The following is a 19,323-nucleotide window of genomic DNA, read 5'->3' on the forward strand; positions in this document are numbered from 1 at the left end:
GGGCGCCTGGCTGCAACTTGAAAGCTATAGGGTATGTCTTGTGGGCCGTGGCCTCGCCGCCACCGCACTCACCAGACAACCGCAGTTGCGGATGGCGAATCAGCCGGGCGGCTGGTCTTCCAGCATTTTATTAAGCAGGAACATCAGTGCTATACGTTCGGCCGGATTCAAGGTGCCGAAAGTTAATTCTGTGATCGTCGCCGCATGCGGCACCGTTTCCGTCAGCAGTGCGGCACCGGTCTCGGTCAACCCGACCACCACTTTGCGTCGATCGACAGGATCCGGCATCACGGTAATCAGCTCGCGCGCTTTGAGCCGCTCGATAATGCCGCGAATGGTGGCCTGATCGACCGCCGTCACCTGTACCAGCTCGGTCAACGAACTTGGGCCCATGTCACGTACCGCGCACAGGGTAATAAACTGCACGGCGGTCAGTTGCGAATCGCCAACGTTTTGCTGGAAAATCGCCACATGGCGCTGATAAACCTTACGCAGCAAGTGCCCGACCTGTTCGGTAAAATGATAATTTTCGGTCTTGCCGCTCTCTGCAGCCGGGTATTCGGGGGGCGTCATTGCGTTACTCTCACCATCTATGGAAACCACCGAGAATAGTACAAACCCCCGCGTTTGGCAGCAAGTTAACCCTGGCTGACTCGCGATGCTGCCGGTGCCACCACTTCACCATCCGCCACCACCGTGGTGCCGTCCAGGCTGATGTCGCAATGACGTAGCGCGATATCCATATGGCACGGGGTTTTACGCGTGCCGCCGACTTCGGTATTCGGCCCGGTGGAGAACAGGAAATTGCCGTAGAAAGCGCGAGCATCCATACACATACCGTCGTTTTTATCGTGCAGCCCCATCGCCGTCCATTGCGCTCGCGGCTGCAAGCCCCAGCCAATATGCGAAATACCGTACACTTCCGGATCGTTGAAATACTTCATGTACTCCCGCAGATATTCTGCCTCGAAGCCACCGTGAATGCGCGTAACAAAGCCTTTGTCGACCTCAAGCGTTATACGTTCGCGCGCGTAACTTTTAAACGGCAGCAGGATATCGCCCACCTCCAGCACCAAAACCCCTTCTGCCTGTTCTTCATTCGGCCAGGTGAACAGGAAACCGCTCGGCCAGTGATCCCAGCGCCCCGGTTCGTCGGCATAACCGTATTCGGTCACCGTCGGGTACTGCCCCAGTGGCGCACGGAAGTCACTGCCGGCGGCAGACTTCACCTGCATCAGCTTGGCCTGCTCCAGTACTTCGGCAGCGGCCAGCACCCGCGCTTTATCCTCAGCATTAGGCAACATGCGTGCCAACACCTCCGGGGGCTCTACGGCCAGCAGAATGCGCGTGCCGGTTTTCAGGATCTGCTCCTGTTCCGGCGAATGCAGCAACATCATGGTGTCGACGATCAGATCGGCCGCCTCCAGTGCGCGTTGTGCCGCGTGGTTACCGGTCAGCGCCGTATCGCCACAGTAAGCCGTCATGTCATTGCCCATGGCGCGCGGATGGTTGAACGAAGGCAGTTCTACCGTGTAAACCTTGGCCCCCAGCCGCAATGCTGCATCGGTGGCGGCGCGCACCGTCCGCGCGTCGGAATAGTGACTTTTCAGGATCGCCACGCTTTGCGAAGCATCAACCTTCGACAGCGTAAGCACCTGCTCGAACAGTTGAACCAACTGACTATCATTGACCGCCATGGTGTATCTCCTGTCTTGCTAAGGGTTGGTCGACGCACCCGGCATCGATGAGGTTATTTTGCACAAATTAAAGTGATCACGCTCTTTTAAACATCTAGACCAAAATCAATCGGGAAGCAAGCTCCCGGTTCCAGCCATAAGAAAACCCTATTTAAAGCCCTGCACGCCCTGCTGTTAACATGAGTTTAACAGTAATGGCCGGTCGATTAGCGTGAGCCAGATCTAAATTAACACTTGTGCAACTTTGCGTTATTTAGCGTATACACTATAAATCAATCATCCGGCATCACTGCAGATGCCAGGTAAAAAACCAACAGTCAGGGGAAAAAAGATGAGCAAACAACAACGCATTGCCGTGGTCGGTGCCGGTCTGGGTGGCGCCGCCGCCGCCGGTCTGCTGCAAAAAGCCGGCTTTATCGTCGACCTGTACGAACAGAGCCCGGTGTTTTCCCGCCTGGGGGCCGGCATCCATATGGGGCCAAACGTCCTGAAGATTTTCCGCCGTCTCGGTATTGAGCAACCGCTGGAACAAATGGCTTCGCATCCGGACTTCTGGTTCAGCCGCGACGCACAAAGCGGTGACTATCTGTCGCGCATTGAACTGGGGGCCTTTGCCCGTAAAGAGTACGGCGCGGCTTACGTGACGGTGCACCGGGGCGATTTGCAGGCGTTGCAGATGGCGGCCCTGCAACCGGGCACCGTGCATTTTGGCAAGTGCCTGAGCAAAATTGAGGAGCGTGACAACGAGGTGGTGCTGAACTTTGCCGATGGCACCCAGGCCAGCGCCGATATCGTGATTGGTGCCGACGGTATCAACTCACGTATTCGCGAACATCTGCTGGGCGCAGAAGCCCCCACCTACAGCGGCTGGGTCGCCCATCGTGCGTTGATCCGCGGTGAGAAGCTGGCCAAATACAATCTGAGCTTTGAAGACTGTGTGAAGTGGTGGTCGGCAGATCGTCACCTGATGGTCTATTACACCACCCAAAAACGCGACGAATATTACTACGTCAGCGGTGTGCCGCACCCGGCATGGGATTTCCAGGGCAGCTTTATCGACAGCAGCCGCGAGGAAATGTACGAGACCTTCGCCGGTTATCACCCGATTGTGCAAGCGCTGATCGAATCCAGCGAACAGGTCACCAAATGGCCGCTGTTAAACCGTAAACCCTTACCGCTGTGGAGCGAAGGCCGCATGGTGTTGCTGGGCGACGCCTGCCACCCAATGAAACCGCACATGGCGCAAGGCGCGGCGATGGCGATCGAAGACGCCGCCATGCTGGCACGCTGTCTGCAAGAAACCGGCCTGAGCGACTACCGCACCGCTTTCCAACTGTATGAAGCCAACCGTAAAGAACGAGCCTCCCGCGTGCAGGCCGTCTCCAATGCCAACACCTTCCTGCGCACCCAGGAAGATCCGGCCTGGGTCTACGGTTATGACCTGTACGCACAGGCGCTGAAGTCGGAGAACGCCGCATGAGCCACTTTCTGTATGGCGCCAACGTGCAGGCCAACGGCATTCGCCAGCACTACCTGCGCTACGGCGGCCAGGGTCCGGTACTGATCCTGATCCCCGGCATCACCAGCCCGGCGATCACCTGGGGTTTCGTTGCCGAACGACTGGCCGAGCGCTATGACACCTATGTGCTGGACGTGCGCGGTCGCGGTCTGTCCGCCAGCGGCCCGGATCTGGCTTATGACGCCGAAACCTGCGCCGAGGACGTCAACGCCTTCGCCGCCGCATTAAAACTGGAAAACTACGCCCTGCTTGGCCATTCAATGGGAGCGCGCTTTGCCCTGCGCGCCGCTGCACTACAGCCGGATGGCATACGGCGATTGGTATTGGTCGATCCGCCAGTTTCCGGTCCCGGCCGACGTGAATACCCTGGCAAATGGCCCTGGTACGTGGATTCAATTCGTCAGTCGCTATTGGGAATGGACGCCGAACAGATGCGTGCCTACTGCCCGAGCTGGAGCGAACAACAGCGCCAACTGCGCGCCGAATGGCTGCACACCTGCTATGAACCGGCGATCCAGCGCGCCTATGAAGATTTTCATCAGGTAGATAGCCATCGCGATTACCCCGCGCTGCGCATGCCAACCTTGCTGATGGTGGCGGGCCTGGGCGGAGTGATCCTGCCGGAAGACGAGGCGGAGATCCGCCAACTGCAGCCGGAAATCACCCTGGTTCACGTCGAAAATGCCGGTCATATGATCCCGTGGGACGACTTCGACGGTTTCTTCCGCGCCCTGGGCGATTTTCTGGATTAATCAAGGAGCCTTTGTCATGAGCAAAAATTACCGTATCGGCCAGATAGTACCCAGTTCCAACACCACGATGGAAACCGAGATCCCGGCGATGCTGACCGCGCGCCAGTTGATCCGCCCGGAACGCTTTACCTTCCACTCCAGCCGCATGCGCATGAAGCACGTCAGCAAGGCAGAACTGGCGGCGATGGACGCCGAATCAGACCGCTGCGCACTGGAGCTTTCCGACGCGCAGGTTGACGTACTGGGCTATGCCTGCCTGGTGGCAATTATGTCGATGGGCCTGGGCTATCACCGTGAGTCCCAGGCCAGATTGGCGCAGGTTACCCAAAACAACAACGCCGCTGCCCCGGTGATCAGCAGCGCCGGTGCGTTGGTCAACGGCCTGAAGGTGCTGGGTGCCAAACGCATTGCGCTGGTGGCCCCCTACATGAAGCCGCTGACCCAAATGGTGGTGGACTATATCGAGCACGAAGGCATTGAGGTCAAGGTCTGGCGCGCACTGGAGATCGCCGACAATCTGGCGGTAGGTCGCCATGATCCGGCCAATCTGCCAGGCATTGTCGCCGAGATGGATCTGAGCGATGTCGACGCTATTGTGCTGTCCGCCTGCGTACAAATGCCGTCCTTACCGGCAGTTGCCACCGTAGAGGCGCAAACCGGCAAGCCGGTGCTGACCGCCGCCATCGCCACCACCTACGCCATGCTGACCGCACTGGAACTGGAGCCGATCGTTCCCGGTGCCGGCGCCCTGCTTTCCGGCGCTTATTAAGGAGGCAAAATGTCTGCCGATAATTCACTCACCGATAACTACCAGGGCGTTTGGGGCAACCGCATCGGTTTCGGCCAACGTCCGGCCCTGTTGGTGGTCGACTTTATGCAGGGCTACACCACCGAGGGCGCGCCTCTGTTCGCCCCCGGCGTAGTCAGCGCGGTCGAAGAAAGCGTAGCGCTGCTGGCAACCGCTCGCCAGACAGGAGTTCCGGTGATCCACACCAATATCCGCTATCATGCAGGGCATTTTGCCGATGGCGGCATCTGGGTAAAAAAAGCACCGGTTATGAAAGACATGGTGGAAGGGAATCCGCTGGCGGCGTTCTGCCCGCAGGTGGCCCCGCTGGCGACGGAGGTGGTGCTGACCAAGCAGTATGCCAGCGCTTTTTTCGGTACTTCGCTGGCCCCGATGCTGGTGGCGCTCGGCATCGATACCCTGCTGCTGGCCGGCTGTTCCACCAGCGGTTGCATCCGTGCCAGCGCTGTGGACGCGGTGCAGCACGGATTCCGTACCATCGTGGTACGTGAATGTGTCGGCGATCGCCACCCTGGTCCGCATGAGGCCAACCTGTTCGATATCGACAGTAAATACGGCGACGTCGTGGCCAAACAGGAGGCTATCGCTTATCTGAAACGGTTGTAATCGAGAGATTCACCTGCACGGAGTGCTGAAAAATCAAGAAGGCGCGGCAAGCGCCTCAGGTGACCGCCCGAGACAGAGCGGCTGCCAGCAAACACACAACGCTCCTCCTCCGGAGGCCACTATGCACCACCTGGAGACATCATCATGGCCATTGTTGAAACCCCGCTAGCCGGGAAAGCGGGCGCAGAATCGCTTCTGTACCGCAAAATCACCTGGAAGCTGATCCCGTTCCTCTGTCTGTGCTATTTGGCCGCCTACCTCGACCGCATTAACGTCGGGCTGGCCAAGTTGCAGATGGCCGATCAACTGCAACTGAGCGAAGCGGCCTTCGGTCTGGGGGCCGGGCTGTTCTTTGTCGGCTATATCCTGTTTGAGGTGCCGAGCAACCTGATCCTGCAACGGGTCGGCGCCAAGGTGTGGATTGCCCGCATCATGATCACCTGGGGCCTGCTTTCCGCCTGCACCATGTTCGTCACCACCCCGAACCAGTTTTATGTCATCCGTTTTCTGCTCGGCGTGGCGGAAGCCGGTTTTCTGCCCGGCGTGCTGTATTACCTGACGCTGTGGTTCCCGACCTACCGTCGCGGCCGCATTATTGCGCTGTTCATGATCGGTCTGCCGCTGTCGAGCGTGCTCGGTGGCCCGATTTCCGGCTGGATCATGGGGCATTTTGATATGCGCCACGGGCTGCACGGCTGGCAATGGCTGTTCCTGCTGGAAGGTATCCCCAGCGTACTGTTGGGCATATTGACGTTCTGGGTGTTACCGAACCATTTCCGTCAGGCCAAATGGTTATCCGAGGAAGAGAAACAACGTATTGCCGAGGATTTGGCAAGGGACGACGCCGAAGCCAGCCACAGTAAACACAGCTTCCGCGATGGCTTCTTTAATCTCAAGGTCTGGATGCTAGGCGGCATAGACTTCTCGATCCTGCTGAGTGCCTATGCGATGGGATTCTGGATGCCGACCTTTATCAAAACCGCCGGGGTGACCGACATTACCACCATCGGTATGCTGACCGCGCTACCGAGCGTCGCCGCCCTGCTGGGTATGCTGGTGATCGGCACCAGTTCGGACCGTATGCGTGAGCGGCGCTGGCATATCATAGTGCCGTTTATTGTTGGCGCGATGGCGATGGCCGGTAGTACCTTCTTCACCCATAGCGTGATCGCCACGGTGTTGTTGTTCTCTGTTGCTCAGGCGGCGATCATCGGTGCAGTACCGGTGTTCTTCAGCCTGCCCGCCACCTTCCTGCGCGGTACCGCGGCGGCAACCGGCTTCGCGCTGGCCTGCTCGTTGGCCAATATTGCCGGGTTGGTGAGTAATTCGCTGATGGGGCTGGCGCTGGATCTGACCGGTAAAAGCGGTGGCGCCCTCTGGGCGTTCGCCGGTTGCCTGCTGTTAAGTTCGTTACTGGTGGTCGCTCTGCCGGCCAAGGTGGTTAACCGCTGAGGAGGTTGGGCTCCGTTCGCGGGGCCCGGCTTATTGGCAGGTAAAATGCCCGTCCGCCGCCTCGCCCATGCGTTGCAGCAGGCGGTGACCAATATTATTGCTCCAGTTGAAGCTGTTTTGCAGCACCACTACCGCCGTTTTATGGCGCAGATCCAACCCGATGTAGCTGGAATAGCCACCGATAAACCCCACCTGATAGGTAATTTGCTGGCTACCTACGTCATCGACCACCCAGGCGATAGCCGCGGCCTCTTTACTGCGTGCAAAATGCACGGTCAGCGAGTCTTTCAACGCCTGATCCAATGCCGTCGAACCGGTCGGGACAAAATGCGCCTGCGCATAGCGCAACAAATCGTCGGCGTCGGTATACAGCCCGGCGGCACCCATCATATAAGAAGAAAACTGCCAGTCGGGCACCGGCTGTCCACGCCGAATAAACTTGGGCTGATCGCCGGCATGGCCAATAGCCCGCTGCACGTAGCCCGGCAATTGCTGAGCATCGTAACTGGTGTGGGTCAGCCCCAATGGCTGGAGGATGTTTTCCGTCGTCAGGCGATCGACGGTTTTGCCGGTGCGCCGTTGCAGAATGTAATCAAGCAGCGCATAGCCCAGATTGGAATAGCGCGGCGCTTGCTCCGCCGGAGCTTTAAAATAGGCCAGGTCATCAAGGACTTTAGGCGTATCCAGCGAGCCATAAAAATTATCGCCGGTAAACAGGTAGCGGACAAAGGCACCCAGCATCTCCGGCGTCATCATCTGACGTGGCAGACCCGAGGTATGGGTCACCAACTGCAGCAAGGTAATTTTGGCCGCATCCTTGCTGAGCAAGGTACCCGGCGGCAGTAAGGTTGCCAACGTATCGTCCCAATGCAGCACGCCCTTGTTGACCAACACCACCGTGACTTCGGCAATAAATCCCTTGCTGACCGACCCCACGGCAAACAGCGTGTTGCCGTTAACCGGATAGCGCTGCTGCGCATCGGTCACGCCGTAGCCATAGGTGCGCGCCTGCCCGTCTGCCGTCAATACGCCCACCACCAACCCCGGCGTCTGCCCGCTGTCGACTATCGGCCGCGCCAGGTTGTCGACCTCGGCCTGCAGGTCAGCACTGCACGCCAAACGCCGGCTTTCCAGCGATGATGTGTCGGTCGGCATGCGTGACAACGTGCCACAGGCTGAAAGCAGCAATGGCATAATCAAAGAAAAACAGTGTGTTAGGAGGATTCTTATCTTCATTGCTCACGGGCCAAAAAACAATCGGCGCATGATAAACCATCACACCGCCCATGTCCCCGTGGAATGAAAAAAGGACGCAAGCAAGCTTGCGTCCTTTTTTTATGGTAGGGGCGCTGCATGCTGCGCCCTGTCTAACAATCAATGGGTTACATCGGGTCGAACATGTTCGACCCCTACCGATGTAGCCCTCCACCATGAGGGTTATTCGTCTTTCAGACCACGGTTAATCAGCATCGGCTCAATGCTTGGCGCTTTGCCGCGCCAGTCGATGTAGAGTTTTTCCAGATCCTGGCTGTTACCGCGCGACAGGATCATATTACGGAAACGCTGGCCGTTCTCTGCGGTCAGGCCGCCATGTTCGCTGAACCACTGGAAGGCGTCATCCGCCAGCATTTCGGTCCACAGATAGGCGTAATAACCGGCAGCATAGCCGTTACCCCAAATGTGCTTGAAGTAGCTGGAGCGATAGCGCGGCGGCACATAGCTGAGATCGATTTTGTCTTTCATCAGCGAGTCGGCCTCGAACTTGTCCACGTCCTGCTGCGGCTGATCGGCGCTCAACATATGCCAGTGCATGTCCAGCAGTGCCGCAGACAGCAGTTCGGTCATGTCATAGCCTTTGTTGAACTTGTCAGCCTTTTTGATTTTATCGACCAGTTCCTGCGGCATGGCTTCACCGGTTTTGTAATGCTTGGCGAAGTGGGCAAAGACTTTCGGATCGCTGGCCCAGTGCTCGTTAAACTGCGAGGGGAATTCAACGAAGTCACGGGCGGTGTTGGTGCCGGACAAGCTTGGATATTCCTGATCGGCGAACATGCCGTGCAGCGCATGACCAAACTCGTGGAACATGGTGATCACATCATCGTACGACAACAGCGCAGGCTGACCCGGTGCCGGTTTGGTGAAGTTGGCGACGTTGTAAATCACCGGCCTGGTGCCTTTCAGCTTCGACTGTTCGACAAAGTTGCTCATCCAGGCGCCACCGCCCTTGTTGTCGCGTTTAAAGAAGTCGGTATAGAACAGCGCCAGCGACTTGCCGTCTTTATCGAACACCTCATAAACCCGCACGTCCGGCTGATAAACCGGGATGTCCTTGCGCTCTTTGAAACTGATGCCGTACAGCAGATTGGCGGCATAGAACACGCCGTTGTTCAGCACGTTATCCAGTTCGAAATAGGGTTTGATCTGCGACTCATCCAGGTCATATTTCGCTTTGCGCACCTGTTCAGCGTAGAACTGCCAGTCCCAGGCTTCGACCTTGAAATTGCCTTTCTGCTGGTCGATTACCGCCTGAATGTCTTTGGCTTCACGTTCAGCACGCGCGGTCGCCGCCGGCACGATATTGCGCATAAAGCTCAGCGCCGCATCCGGGGTCTTGGCCATCTGGTTTTGCAGCTTCCAGGCCGCGTAATTTGGGAAGCCCAGCAGTTTGGCCTGCTCGGCACGGACTTTAGCCAGGCGAGCAATGGTCTGACGGGTGTCGTTAGCGTCGCCCTTTTCCGCACGGTTCCACGAGGCATCAAACAGGGCCTTGCGGGTTTCGCGGTTTTTCAGGCTCTGCAATTCCGGCTGTTGGGTGGTGTTTTGCAACACCAGCAGCCACTGTTTATCCAGCTTGCGTTCGCCGGCCGCCTGGGCCGCCGCTGCCAGTTCGCTTTCCGACAGGCCGTCCAGCTTGCCTTTATCCGCGATCGCCAGTGCGCCATCTTTGGTCGCCGCCAACAGTTTGTTGGAGAACTGGGTGCTCAGCGTTGCCGCTTCCTGGTTCAGCGCCTTAAGTTTGGTTTTATCGGCGTCGGACAGATTGGCCCCCGCCAGCTCAAAGTTCTTATAGGTCACTTCTACCAGTCGGCGCGATTCCGCATCCAGTTTTAGCGCATCGAGCTGTTGATAAACGGCCTTGATACGGGCAAACAGCTTGCTGTTGAGCATGATGGCGTCATCCAGCGCCGCCAGCTTCGGTGAGCTTTGCTCATCGAGTTTTTGCAACCCGTCGCTGGTGTTGGCCGAAGTCATGGCGCCAAAGACGTTCATCACTCGCGACAGCAACGCACCGCTTTGTTCCATTGCCACAAAGGTATTCTTAAAATCAGGCTTGGCCGGGTTGTTGGCAATCTTCTCAATCTCTTCCAGCTTCTGCTTGATGCCCGCATCAATCGCCGGGGCATAATCGCTTTCTTTGATCAGATTGAAAGGTGGCGCCTGGAATGGCAGACGGCTTTGATAGAAGAACGGGTTTTGGTTCTTTTTGTTGTCGTGTTGGTTGGCTTCACCGGTCACGTTAGCCTCCTTCGCCTGGCCACTTGGCAACGCGCTATGGTCTGCGTGCGGGTTGGTTTCTGCTGCCTGTGCCTGCGTGCCCAGCGCCATGCCGATCGCCAACACCAATGTCGATAAACGCATCAAATCGAAACTCCTCCATGTCCACAGAATAATGTCGCGGAGAGCTCATCTCCCCTTGAGTCACATCCTAGCTTAGGCGCAGTTGGCAGATTGAGCAAAAACAAGTGATTAGAAGTCCTGCAGCCTCAACAACATGGCAGTTGATTGTCCGATTTTATATAACGGTTCATCCCAAACTCACCTATAGACGCTTTATTGGCCGCGCATTAGCCTTATTCAACCGATGAATCATTCACCGAAATATCCCGACGTAACCCCATACCGACATCAGATCCACAGGTTACATCATCCTCAAATAATTCTGAATTCGCGTCATGCAGATGACCCATTCCGCAACGCCCAGTGACGTGCGGTTATTAAAATCAGGAGATTGATATTTCATGGCTATAACACCTCAACCCGATGAACTGATTATGGGGGGGCGAGAAAATGGAACCCCGAACGAAAGCCCCCTGCTTGGCACCAGAATAATCGGACAGGGTAGCCGGTGCGTGGTCATGCTACCGGGTTGGTTTGGCGATCATAGTGTCTATCAGCCGATGTTTCCCTATCTGGACACCCAAGCCTTCACTTATGTATTCGTGGATTTTCGTGGCTACGGAATATCACGCACCCTGGCCGGCAGTTACACCACCAGTGAGATGGTCGCAGACATAGTCGCCCTGATGGACAGTCTGGGTTGGTATCGCTTCGACGTCGTCGGGCACTCTATGGGGGGTAAAATTGCGCAGGTCATTGCGGCTCGACACCCTGAACGTGTGCGCAGTGCCATAGGTCTGACTCCCGTTCCGGCCAGTGGGTTGGACGTAGAGCAGCAAGTCTGGCGCATCTTCGAACAGGCCGTCACGGATGATGCCTGCCGTCATTCTCTGATTGATTATTCCACCCATCAGCGACTTCCCCGCCGCTGGGTCAGCGATACCGTTCAACAGTCACGTGCGGCATGTGAGCCACAAGTGTTCGCAGCCTATCTCCAAAGCTGGGCGCTGGAGGATTGTTCCATTGAAACATACGGCTGCACGGTTCCCTTGCTTTTGCTGATCGGTCAGCACGATCCGGCGCAGACACTGCCGATGATGGATAGCACCTGCAAGAAGTGGTTCGTCAATGTGCAGATGGAACTGCTTGAAGGTTGTGGACATTACCCAATGCAAGAAATTCCGCTTTATTTGGTGGGTGCCATTGAGGGTTTCTTGCGTAAACAAACTAAGTAGCAGCGACTCTGCTGGAGGTTTACATCATGCATACTGATCTTCCATCATCTAAAAAAACGGCGGTTAAAGCCGGTGACCCTGCCAGACCGATCCGTCGGCTGCACCATTTTGCCTGGCGCTGCCGGGACGCAGAAGAAACCCGACATTTCTATGAAGATATTCTCGGGTTACCGCTGGTCCATGTGATAAAAAACGATCATGTCCCCAGCACCGGGGAATACTGCCCGTATGTGCATATCTTTTTCCGCATGAAAGATGATTCGCATATCGCCTTCTTCGATCTGGGTGATGGGATAGCGGCACAACCCAGCCCAAATACCCCTGAGTGGGTCAACCACATTGCCTTGAAAGTGGATAACCGCGCCGATCTGGACAGCATGCATCAACGACTGCTCGCGCAAGGCATTGAGGTTATTGGGGTTACCGATCACGACGGCTATCTTGAATCCATCTACTTTTTTGATCCGAACGGCTTTCGTCTGGAATTGACCACGGAAGTGGCGACGGCTGAAACAGTGGAAGACTTTGCCCGTACGGCACATCAAGAGTTGGCGATTTGGACCCGGGAACAGGCACGACGTCAGACCTTGGCGGAGGGGAAATCATGAGCATCACTCTGGCTCCGCAATTACGTTTGGCCTCACGTGAAAACGGCCGTCGGGATGGCGAATTGGTGCTGGTTTCACCCGATCTTTCGCGTTGCATTGCCGTGCCCGCTATTGCACATACCCTGCAGGAAGCCCTGGATAACTGGTCGACCGTAGCGCCGCAACTGATGCAGGTTGCAGCGAACGGCTGGTCCGCCGCTGAACCCTTCAAGGTATCAAGCTGCCTGGCTCCGCTACCCCGTGCCTATCAGTGGGTCGATGGTTCCGTTTATCGCCACCACGCCAAACTGATGTATCAATGGCGCAATGAACCCATTCCTCCGCAATATGAAGAAAAACCGTTGGTTTATCAGGGGGGATCGGACGTGATGTTAAAGGCAACCGCACCGATAGAAGCCACGGGTGATGAACTGGATATTGATTTTGAAGCGGAGATCGCCGTGATAACCACGGACGTCCCTATCGGGGTCACACCCGAGCAGGCGCTGGATTGCATCGCATTAGTGGTGTTGCTTAATGACGTCTCTCTGCGCAGGTTGATCCCCGGCGAACTGGCCCGGGGTTTCGGTTTCTATCAGAGCAAGCCCGCAACCAGCTTCGCCCCGCTTGCCGTGACGCCTGCTGCGCTCGGCGCGAACTGGCGGGATGCAATGTTGCATTTGCCGGTGCGCGTTAGCCTGAATGGAAAATGGTTCGGTGCTCCGGACGCCGGTCATGATACGGCGTTTAATTTCGGACAGCTTATTGCACACCTTGCCTGCACCCGCGCTTTGGCGGCCGGCACCATCGTGGGTGCAGGTACGATAAGCAATGCCGATCCGGCATCCGGCAGCGCCTGCATTACCGAAGCCCGTGTGCGTCAGGCGTTGCAGGGTGTAGATGAAAGCCGGCGGCAACCTTATTTGACACAGGGTGACCAGGTGCGGATTGAGGTGCTCGATACCAACGGACATTCCGTGTTTGGGGCCATCGTTCAACAGGTGGCGATCCTTCAAAATAATCCTCAGTGGCCAGGTTAGCGCTGCCCATAACAGGCAATGATCTCTCCGGCCACCGCCACCGCAATCTCGGCCGGCAGTTTGCCTTTTACGTCCGGCAGACCCAACGGGCAGCGCATGCCGGCGATCGCCGCTTCGCTAATGCCGCGTTGGCCGAGTTTATATTCGAAGCGTTTGCGCTTGGTCAGCGAGCCGATCAGGCCGAAATAACCGGCATCGCCACGGCGTAAAATCCGTTCCGCCAGCGCCAGATCCAGTGCGTGGTCGTGGGTCATGACGATGAAATAGCTGCCCGGCGGCATGGCGTCGACGATCTCCAGCGGCTCCTCGCAAACCTCTTGTTGTACCCCTAGCGGAATAAGCGCAGGGAACTCCGCCGCACGGCCATCAACCCAGCGTACCCGGCACGGCAGCGTAGCCAGGATATTCACCAGAGCGCGCCCCACATGCCCGGCGCCAAACAGAGCAATTTGTGGGCGCGGCGGGATCAAGGGTTCGAACAGCACGCTGGTAGTACCGCCACAGCACTGTCCAAGACGTGCCGCCAGCGGGAAACGCTCCAGCCGCAGCGTGACTGCCCCTTGCTGTAGCATCTCGCGAGCAATCGCCAGCGCCTGGAACTCCAGGTGTCCGCCGCCAATGGTATTCACCGCCCGTTCGGCAGTCACCAACATTTTGGTGCCACGATTGCGCGGCGTGGAGCCCAGTTCATCCACCAGCGTCACCAGTACGCAGGGCTCTCCGCGCCGTCGCAAGTCGGCCAGTGCCTCAATCCACTCATCCATCGCCGTTCTCCCTCGCCAATTCAGTGACAATGTCACTTGACAGCATCTGCTGCACGCCCCACAGCACCCGTTCCGGCGTGGCCGGCGCGTCGATATTGGGCTGCAGACGGTAATCTGCCAGACTGGCTACCGCGTCCTTGATTGCGCACCAGACCGAGATCCCCAGCATAAACGGTGGCTCTCCCACCGCTTTGGAATGAAATACCGTGTCCTCGGGGTTTTTGCGGTTCTCCAGCAGTGTGACGCGTAGATCCGCCGGTACATCGCCAATCGCCGGAATTTTGTAGCTGGCCGGGCCATGGGTCAGCAACCTGCCTTGCTCGTCCCACACCAGTTCTTCACTGGTTAGCCAGCCCATGCCCTGCACAAAACCGCCCTCTACCTGACCGGTGTCGATCGCCGGGTTCAGCGAGTCACCCACGTCGTGCAAAATGTCGGCCCGCAGCAGTTTGTATTCGCCGGTCAGGGTGTCGATCAACACCTCTGCGCAGGCCGCGCCGTAGGCGAAGTAATAGAAAGGATGGCCGCTGGCCTTATCGCGATCGTAAAAGATCTTCGGAGTGCGGTAGTAACCGGTACTGGCGAGGGAAATTTGATTAAAATAGGCCTGTTCAACCACCTGTTCGAAACTGAAATAGCGCTCACCCACCCTGACCTGGCCATTGTTGAAGACGATCTGCCCGGCGCTGACCTGATGCTCTCTGGCCAGCATGTCGATTAACCGTTGTTTGATGGTCAGAGCGGCATTCTCCGCCGCCTTGCCGTTCAGGTCGGTGCCGGATGACGCCGCCGTCGGTGAGGTGTTCGGCACTTTACCGGTATCAGTGGCGGTGATCTGGATACGCTCTATTTCCACCTGGAACACTTCGGCGACAATCTGCGCCACCTTGGTGTTCAACCCCTGGCCCATCTCGGTACCGCCGTGGTTGAGCTGAATACTGCCGTCGGTGTAAATCAGCACCAGCGCTCCCGCCTGATTGAGGAAACCGGCGGTAAAGGAGATACCAAATTTGACCGGCGTCAGCGCCAGCCCTTTCTTGAGGATGGGGTTTTGTGCGTTGAACTGCCGGATAGCCAGCCGCCGCGCCTGATAATCCGCGCTGTGCTCCAGTTCGGCGGTGATCTCCTGCAGCAGATTCTGTTCCACCGGCTGATGGTAATGGGTGACGTTGCGCTGGTCTTTGCCGTAATAATTGGTTTTACGCACCGCCAGCGGATCGAGCGCCAGATAGCGCGCAATGTGGTCCATGATCTGCTCGATCGCCATCATACCCTGCGGCCCGCCAAAGCCGCGATAAGCCGTATTGGAGGCGATATGGGTTTTACAGCGGTGGCCGGTTATCAAGACATCCTGCAGGAAATAGGCATTATCGGCGTGAAACATGGCGCGATCGACAATCGAACCGGACAGATCGAGCGAGTAACCGCAGTTACCGGCCAGGCTGATTTTCACCCCATTCAACAGACCGCTGTCGTCAAAGCCGACGTCATACTGAATGTAAAACGGATGGCGTTTGCCGGTGATCAGCATGTCGTCACGGCGGTTAAGCCGCATTTTGACCGGTCGTCCGGTAAGATGCGCCACCACCGCACACAGGCACGCCGGGCCGGCGGCCTGAGTCTCTTTACCACCAAAGCCACCGCCCATGCGCCGCGTGTCGATAGTTACCTTGTGCATCGGCAAATTAAGCACCGAGGCCACCAGCTTTTGGATCTCGGTGGGGTTTTGGGTCGATGAATACACCAGCATGCCGCCGTCTTCGGCCGGCATTACCGAGGCAATCTGGGTCTCCAGATAAAAATGCTCCTGACCACCGACGTGCAGTTCGCCCTGAATGCGGTGCAATGCTTGCGCCAGTGCGCCGTCGGCGTCACCGCGTCGATGGTGGTGCGCTTCCTGTACCACGAAGCCTTCCCGCAGCGATTGTGTGACGTCCAGCTGTGCAGGCAGCTCCTGATAGCTCACTTTAATGGCCTGAGCGGCCCGCCAGGCGACCTCCGGATCCTCTGCCGCCACCACCGCGATCACCTGCCCGACATACTCCACCTCGTCTTTCGCCAGTAGCGGATCGCCGTGGGTTAACGGAGCAATATCCAGTTCGCCCGGCACATCCTGCCAGGTGATCACCCGCACCACGCCAGGAAAATCGTAACAGGCCGACAGATCCAGCTTTTCAATGCGCGCATGCGCTTTCTCGCTCAGTTTTGCCGCCAGGTGCAACTGGTTGGGAAACTCCAGCCGGTCGTCGATGTATTGCGCTTCACCGCTGACGTGCTTATCGGCACTCTCGTGTTTGCGACTGCGCCCCACACCGCTGGTTAACGCTTGACGGAAACGTTCGGCCAACTGCTGCTGGGTATATTCGGTGCGTTTGCGATTACTCATGCGTGGTCACCTCGATCGCCAGTTGTGGCTCCGTCAGCGTAATGAAATAGCGACGCAACAGATTCTGCGCCACCAGCAGGCGATAAGCGCTGCTGGCACGGAAATCGCTCAGCGGCGTAAAGTCCTGCGCCAACGCCTGAGCCGCAAGCTCCACGGTCGCCCGTCGCCACGGCTGCCCTACCAGTTGCTGTTCACACAGCTTTGCACGTTTAGGCGTCGCGGCCATGCCACCAAAGGCCAGCCGTGCCTCACGGATCGTCCCTTGTTCGAGGGTCAGGTTGAAGGCACCGCACACCGCCGAAATATCATCTTCCAGCCGCTTGGACACTTTCCAGGCGCGGAAATCCGCCGGTGCCTGGGCCGGCAGCACGATGCTTTCAATAAACTCCCCCGGCTGCAGCGCGGTCTGGCGATAGTCCAGGAAGAAGTCGCTCAGCGGCAGTTCACGCCGCACGGCACCACAGCGCAGCATCAGGCACGCATCCAACGCCAGCAACAACGGCGCTGCGTCGCCAATCGGTGAGGCATTGGCGATATTGCCCCCCAGCGTGCCCTGGTTGCGGATCTGCTGCGAAGCAAAACGCGCCAGCAGTTCACCAAAGGCCGGGTGGTAATCGGCCAATAGCGGGTAAAGGTCGCTCAATGTGACACCGGCCCCCAGGATCAGACGATCGCCTTGTTGGTTCACCTGCTTTAATGCCTCAATCTGGCCAATGGCGATCATCAAGGGTAAATCCTGATGACGCTGTGTGACTTCCAGCGCTAAATCGGTGCCGCCGGCCAACAGTTTGGCCTGCGGATGCTGTTGATACAGCGTCGCCAATTCCTCGAGGGTCTGTGGCAACAGGCAACGCTTGCCTGCCGCCGCTAAGGGTGTGGCGGCGGGTATCGCCAGCAGGCGTTGCAACGTTTGTTGTTGATGACGGTCGAAGCTGTCTGGCATTTTGCTGTCGCAGGCCTGTTGCGCCGCCGCCAAAATCGGCCGGTAGCCGGTACAGCGGCACAGATTACCGGCCAGTGCCTGCTGTGCCTGTTCGCGATGATAGCTTTCGACGTTCTTTTGCAGGCAAAACATCGACATCACGAAGCCCGGAGTACAAAAACCGCACTGCGAGCCGTGGCAGTCGACCATCGCCTGCTGCACACTGTGCAATTCACCCTGCTGTTTCAGGTCCTCTACGCTGATCAACTGCTTGCCATGCAGCGCGCTGACAAACGTCAGGCAGGCATTAACGCTGCGATAGCGCAACTGGTCGCCATCCGGCTCCGCCAGCACCACGGTGCAGGCGCCACAATCACCGGAAGCGCAGCCTTCTTTGGTGCCACAGCGGCCGAGATCGCGGCGCAGATAATTGAGCACCGTGGTATTGGGGTCGAGCGCAGTTTCATTTTTCAGCGTTTGATTAAGCAGAAACTGGATCATGCGGCCTCCTGCTGCGTAGCCGGTCGGTACACCACTTTACCGTCGACATAGGTTCGGTAAACGTTGCGGTCATCGCCCAGCGTCATCAGCACAAACAGTTGCTCCGCCAGCTCACGGCTGTTTTCATGACGCAGTTTCTGCAGCGGCGATACCGCCGGATCCAGCACTACAAAATCCGCCTCTTTACCGACCGCAAAATTACCGATTTTGTCATCCAGCGACAGCGCCCGCGCCCCACCCAATGTGGCGTGGTAGAAGGCTTCGCAGGCCGAGAGCTGATAGCGTTGCAGTTGACCGACCTTGTAGGCCTCACCCAGCGTTTGCAGCATATTGAAAGTGGTACCGGCGCCCACGTCGGTCCCAATGCCCAGCTTGACCTGCTTGTGCCAGGCCTTTTGCAGATTGAACAGACCGCTGCCAAGAAACAGGTTGGAGGTCGGGCAAAAAGCGATGGCCGAACCGGTGTGGCACAGGCAATCCCACTCTTGCTCTTCCAGATGCAGGCAGTGAGCAAACACGCTTCTCTCTCCGGTCAATCCATACTGGTGGTAGACATCCAGGTAACTGCGGTTGTCCGGGAACAGCTCTTTCACCCAGGCGACTTCTTCCTGGTTCTCGCTCAGGTGGGTGTGCAGATAGGTATCCGGAAACTCTTCACGCAACCTTTGTACCTGAGCCAACAGCGCCGGGGTGCAGGTGGGCGCAAAGCGCGGCGTGATGGCATAGCTGAGCCGTTGCTTGCCGTGCCAGCGCTCGATCAGTTCGCGCGTCTGTCTGTAGCTCTGTTCCGGGGTTTCCAGCAGTTCTTCCGGCGCGTTGCGGTCCATCATCACCTTGCCGGCGATCAGCCGCATATTCAGCGCCGCCGCCTGAGTGAACAGTGCTTCAACCGACTGAGGATGCACGGTGCCGAACACCAGCGCCGTGGTGGTGCCGTTGCTTAACAGTTGCTGCAAAAAGAACGCCGACATCTTGCCGGAGTGCTGCTCGCAGCAGAATTGGCTTTCCGTCGGGAAGGTGTAATGCTTCAGCCATGCCAATAGCCGATCGCCGTAGGCACCGATCATTTCGGTTTGCGGATAGTGAATATGGGTATCGATAAAACCCGGCACGATCAGTTTGTCCGGATAGTGGGTAACCTCAAAACCCGGTGGCAACAGCGTTTCACCCTGCTGCCAGGGGCCAAACCAGACAATGCGGCCTTCATCGAGCAGCAGCAATCCATCAGGAATATGTCGCAATTGCTGCTCCAATTGCTGCGGTTGTATGACGCAGGCAGCAATATCGAAAAAATTGCCACGGATAGCCGTGGTGAATGACAGGCTCATTTTGCTTTCCTTCTCTACCGGCCAGCGCACAGCCCCCGGCTGAGTTATTTCAGCCCGGGGAACTATGGCGGTCTTTTTATCGATCGCAGGTGATGTTTTAAGCATAGC

General features: G+C 57.5%; 16 protein-coding genes. 8 read left to right on the top strand and 8 right to left on the bottom strand.

Annotation, left to right across the window (positions count from 1 at the left end; all coding sequences use genetic code 11):
- Positions 1–99: 99 nt before the first annotated feature.
- Together FCL49_RS03160 and FCL49_RS03165 are read right to left on the bottom strand one after the other, a co-directional pair.
- A complete protein-coding gene (locus FCL49_RS03160) occupies positions 100–573 on the bottom strand; it encodes a MarR family winged helix-turn-helix transcriptional regulator (RefSeq protein WP_174352398.1) in 474 nt (157 codons plus the stop codon).
- Positions 574–638: 65 nt separating this feature from the next.
- A complete protein-coding gene (locus FCL49_RS03165; protein ID WP_174352399.1) occupies positions 639–1,697 on the bottom strand; it encodes a 2,5-dihydroxypyridine 5,6-dioxygenase in 1,059 nt (352 codons plus the stop codon).
- Positions 1,698–2,028: 331 nt separating this feature from the next.
- On the opposite strand from FCL49_RS03165, the gene FCL49_RS03170 reads away from it, so the two are divergent.
- From FCL49_RS03170 to FCL49_RS03190, 5 genes are all read left to right on the top strand, one after another.
- Positions 2,029–3,177 (top strand): FAD-dependent monooxygenase, encoded by a 1,149-nt coding sequence (locus FCL49_RS03170; protein WP_174352400.1) that lies wholly within the window; start codon positions 2,029–2,031, stop codon positions 3,175–3,177.
- Entirely contained in the window at positions 3,174–3,968 is a 795-nt protein-coding gene (locus FCL49_RS03175; protein WP_174352401.1) for an alpha/beta fold hydrolase, read from the top strand. Before FCL49_RS03170 ends, FCL49_RS03175 begins: the two co-directional genes overlap by 4 nt.
- 16 nt (positions 3,969–3,984) lie before the next feature.
- Complete coding sequence (locus FCL49_RS03180; RefSeq protein WP_135316463.1) at positions 3,985–4,737, top strand: maleate cis-trans isomerase family protein; 753 nt, start codon at positions 3,985–3,987, stop codon at positions 4,735–4,737.
- A gap of 9 nt (positions 4,738–4,746) precedes the next feature.
- A complete protein-coding gene (locus FCL49_RS03185; protein ID WP_174352402.1) occupies positions 4,747–5,382 on the top strand; it encodes an N-carbamoylsarcosine amidohydrolase in 636 nt (211 codons plus the stop codon).
- A 144-nt stretch (positions 5,383–5,526) separates the two neighbouring features.
- Positions 5,527–6,834, top strand: coding sequence for an MFS transporter (locus tag FCL49_RS03190; protein WP_174352403.1), 1,308 nt, complete (start codon positions 5,527–5,529; stop codon positions 6,832–6,834).
- Positions 6,835–6,864: 30 nt separating this feature from the next.
- Here the strand turns inward: FCL49_RS03190 and FCL49_RS03195 are convergent, their stop codons facing one another.
- Positions 6,865–8,028, bottom strand: a complete 1,164-nt coding sequence (locus tag FCL49_RS03195; protein WP_254611023.1) for a serine hydrolase domain-containing protein — start codon at positions 8,026–8,028, stop codon at positions 6,865–6,867.
- 243 nt (positions 8,029–8,271) lie between these two features.
- The gene (gene dcp, locus FCL49_RS03200; protein ID WP_174352404.1) at positions 8,272–10,473 is read right to left on the bottom strand and encodes a peptidyl-dipeptidase Dcp; all 2,202 of its coding nucleotides are present in this window, start codon (positions 10,471–10,473) and stop codon (positions 8,272–8,274) included.
- Positions 10,474–10,853: 380 nt separating this feature from the next.
- Between dcp and FCL49_RS03205 the strand changes: the two genes are divergently transcribed.
- Genes FCL49_RS03205 through FCL49_RS03215 form a run of 3 tightly spaced genes read left to right on the top strand, consistent with a single transcriptional unit; the run spans position 10,854 to position 13,314 of the window.
- The gene (locus FCL49_RS03205; RefSeq protein WP_174352405.1) at positions 10,854–11,687 is read left to right on the top strand and encodes an alpha/beta fold hydrolase; all 834 of its coding nucleotides are present in this window, start codon (positions 10,854–10,856) and stop codon (positions 11,685–11,687) included.
- A gap of 26 nt (positions 11,688–11,713) precedes the next feature.
- Complete coding sequence (locus FCL49_RS03210; RefSeq protein ID WP_174352406.1) at positions 11,714–12,295, top strand: VOC family protein; 582 nt, start codon at positions 11,714–11,716, stop codon at positions 12,293–12,295.
- Entirely contained in the window at positions 12,292–13,314 is a 1,023-nt protein-coding gene (locus FCL49_RS03215; RefSeq protein WP_174352407.1) for a fumarylacetoacetate hydrolase family protein, read from the top strand. The genes FCL49_RS03210 and FCL49_RS03215 overlap by 4 nt, the downstream gene beginning before the upstream one ends.
- Here FCL49_RS03215 and xdhC read toward each other — a convergent pair.
- Genes xdhC through guaD form a run of 4 tightly spaced genes read right to left on the bottom strand, consistent with a single transcriptional unit; the run spans position 13,311 to position 19,215 of the window.
- On the bottom strand, positions 13,311–14,078 hold the full coding sequence (gene xdhC / locus FCL49_RS03220) for a xanthine dehydrogenase accessory protein XdhC (protein WP_174352408.1): 768 nt from the start codon (positions 14,076–14,078) through the stop codon (positions 13,311–13,313). The genes FCL49_RS03215 and xdhC overlap by 4 nt on opposite strands.
- Entirely contained in the window at positions 14,071–16,464 is a 2,394-nt protein-coding gene (gene xdhB / locus FCL49_RS03225) for a xanthine dehydrogenase molybdopterin binding subunit (RefSeq protein WP_174352409.1), read from the bottom strand. The genes xdhC and xdhB overlap by 8 nt, the downstream gene beginning before the upstream one ends.
- Entirely contained in the window at positions 16,457–17,887 is a 1,431-nt protein-coding gene (xdhA, locus tag FCL49_RS03230; RefSeq protein ID WP_174352410.1) for a xanthine dehydrogenase small subunit, read from the bottom strand. Before xdhA ends, xdhB begins: the two co-directional genes overlap by 8 nt.
- The gene (guaD, locus tag FCL49_RS03235) at positions 17,884–19,215 is read right to left on the bottom strand and encodes a guanine deaminase (RefSeq protein ID WP_174352411.1); all 1,332 of its coding nucleotides are present in this window, start codon (positions 19,213–19,215) and stop codon (positions 17,884–17,886) included. Before guaD ends, xdhA begins: the two co-directional genes overlap by 4 nt.
- Between the last annotated feature and the right edge of the window lie 108 nt (positions 19,216–19,323).

This window comes from Serratia proteamaculans, assembly GCF_013337185.1.
GTDB lineage: Bacteria > Pseudomonadota > Gammaproteobacteria > Enterobacterales > Enterobacteriaceae > Serratia > Serratia proteamaculans_D.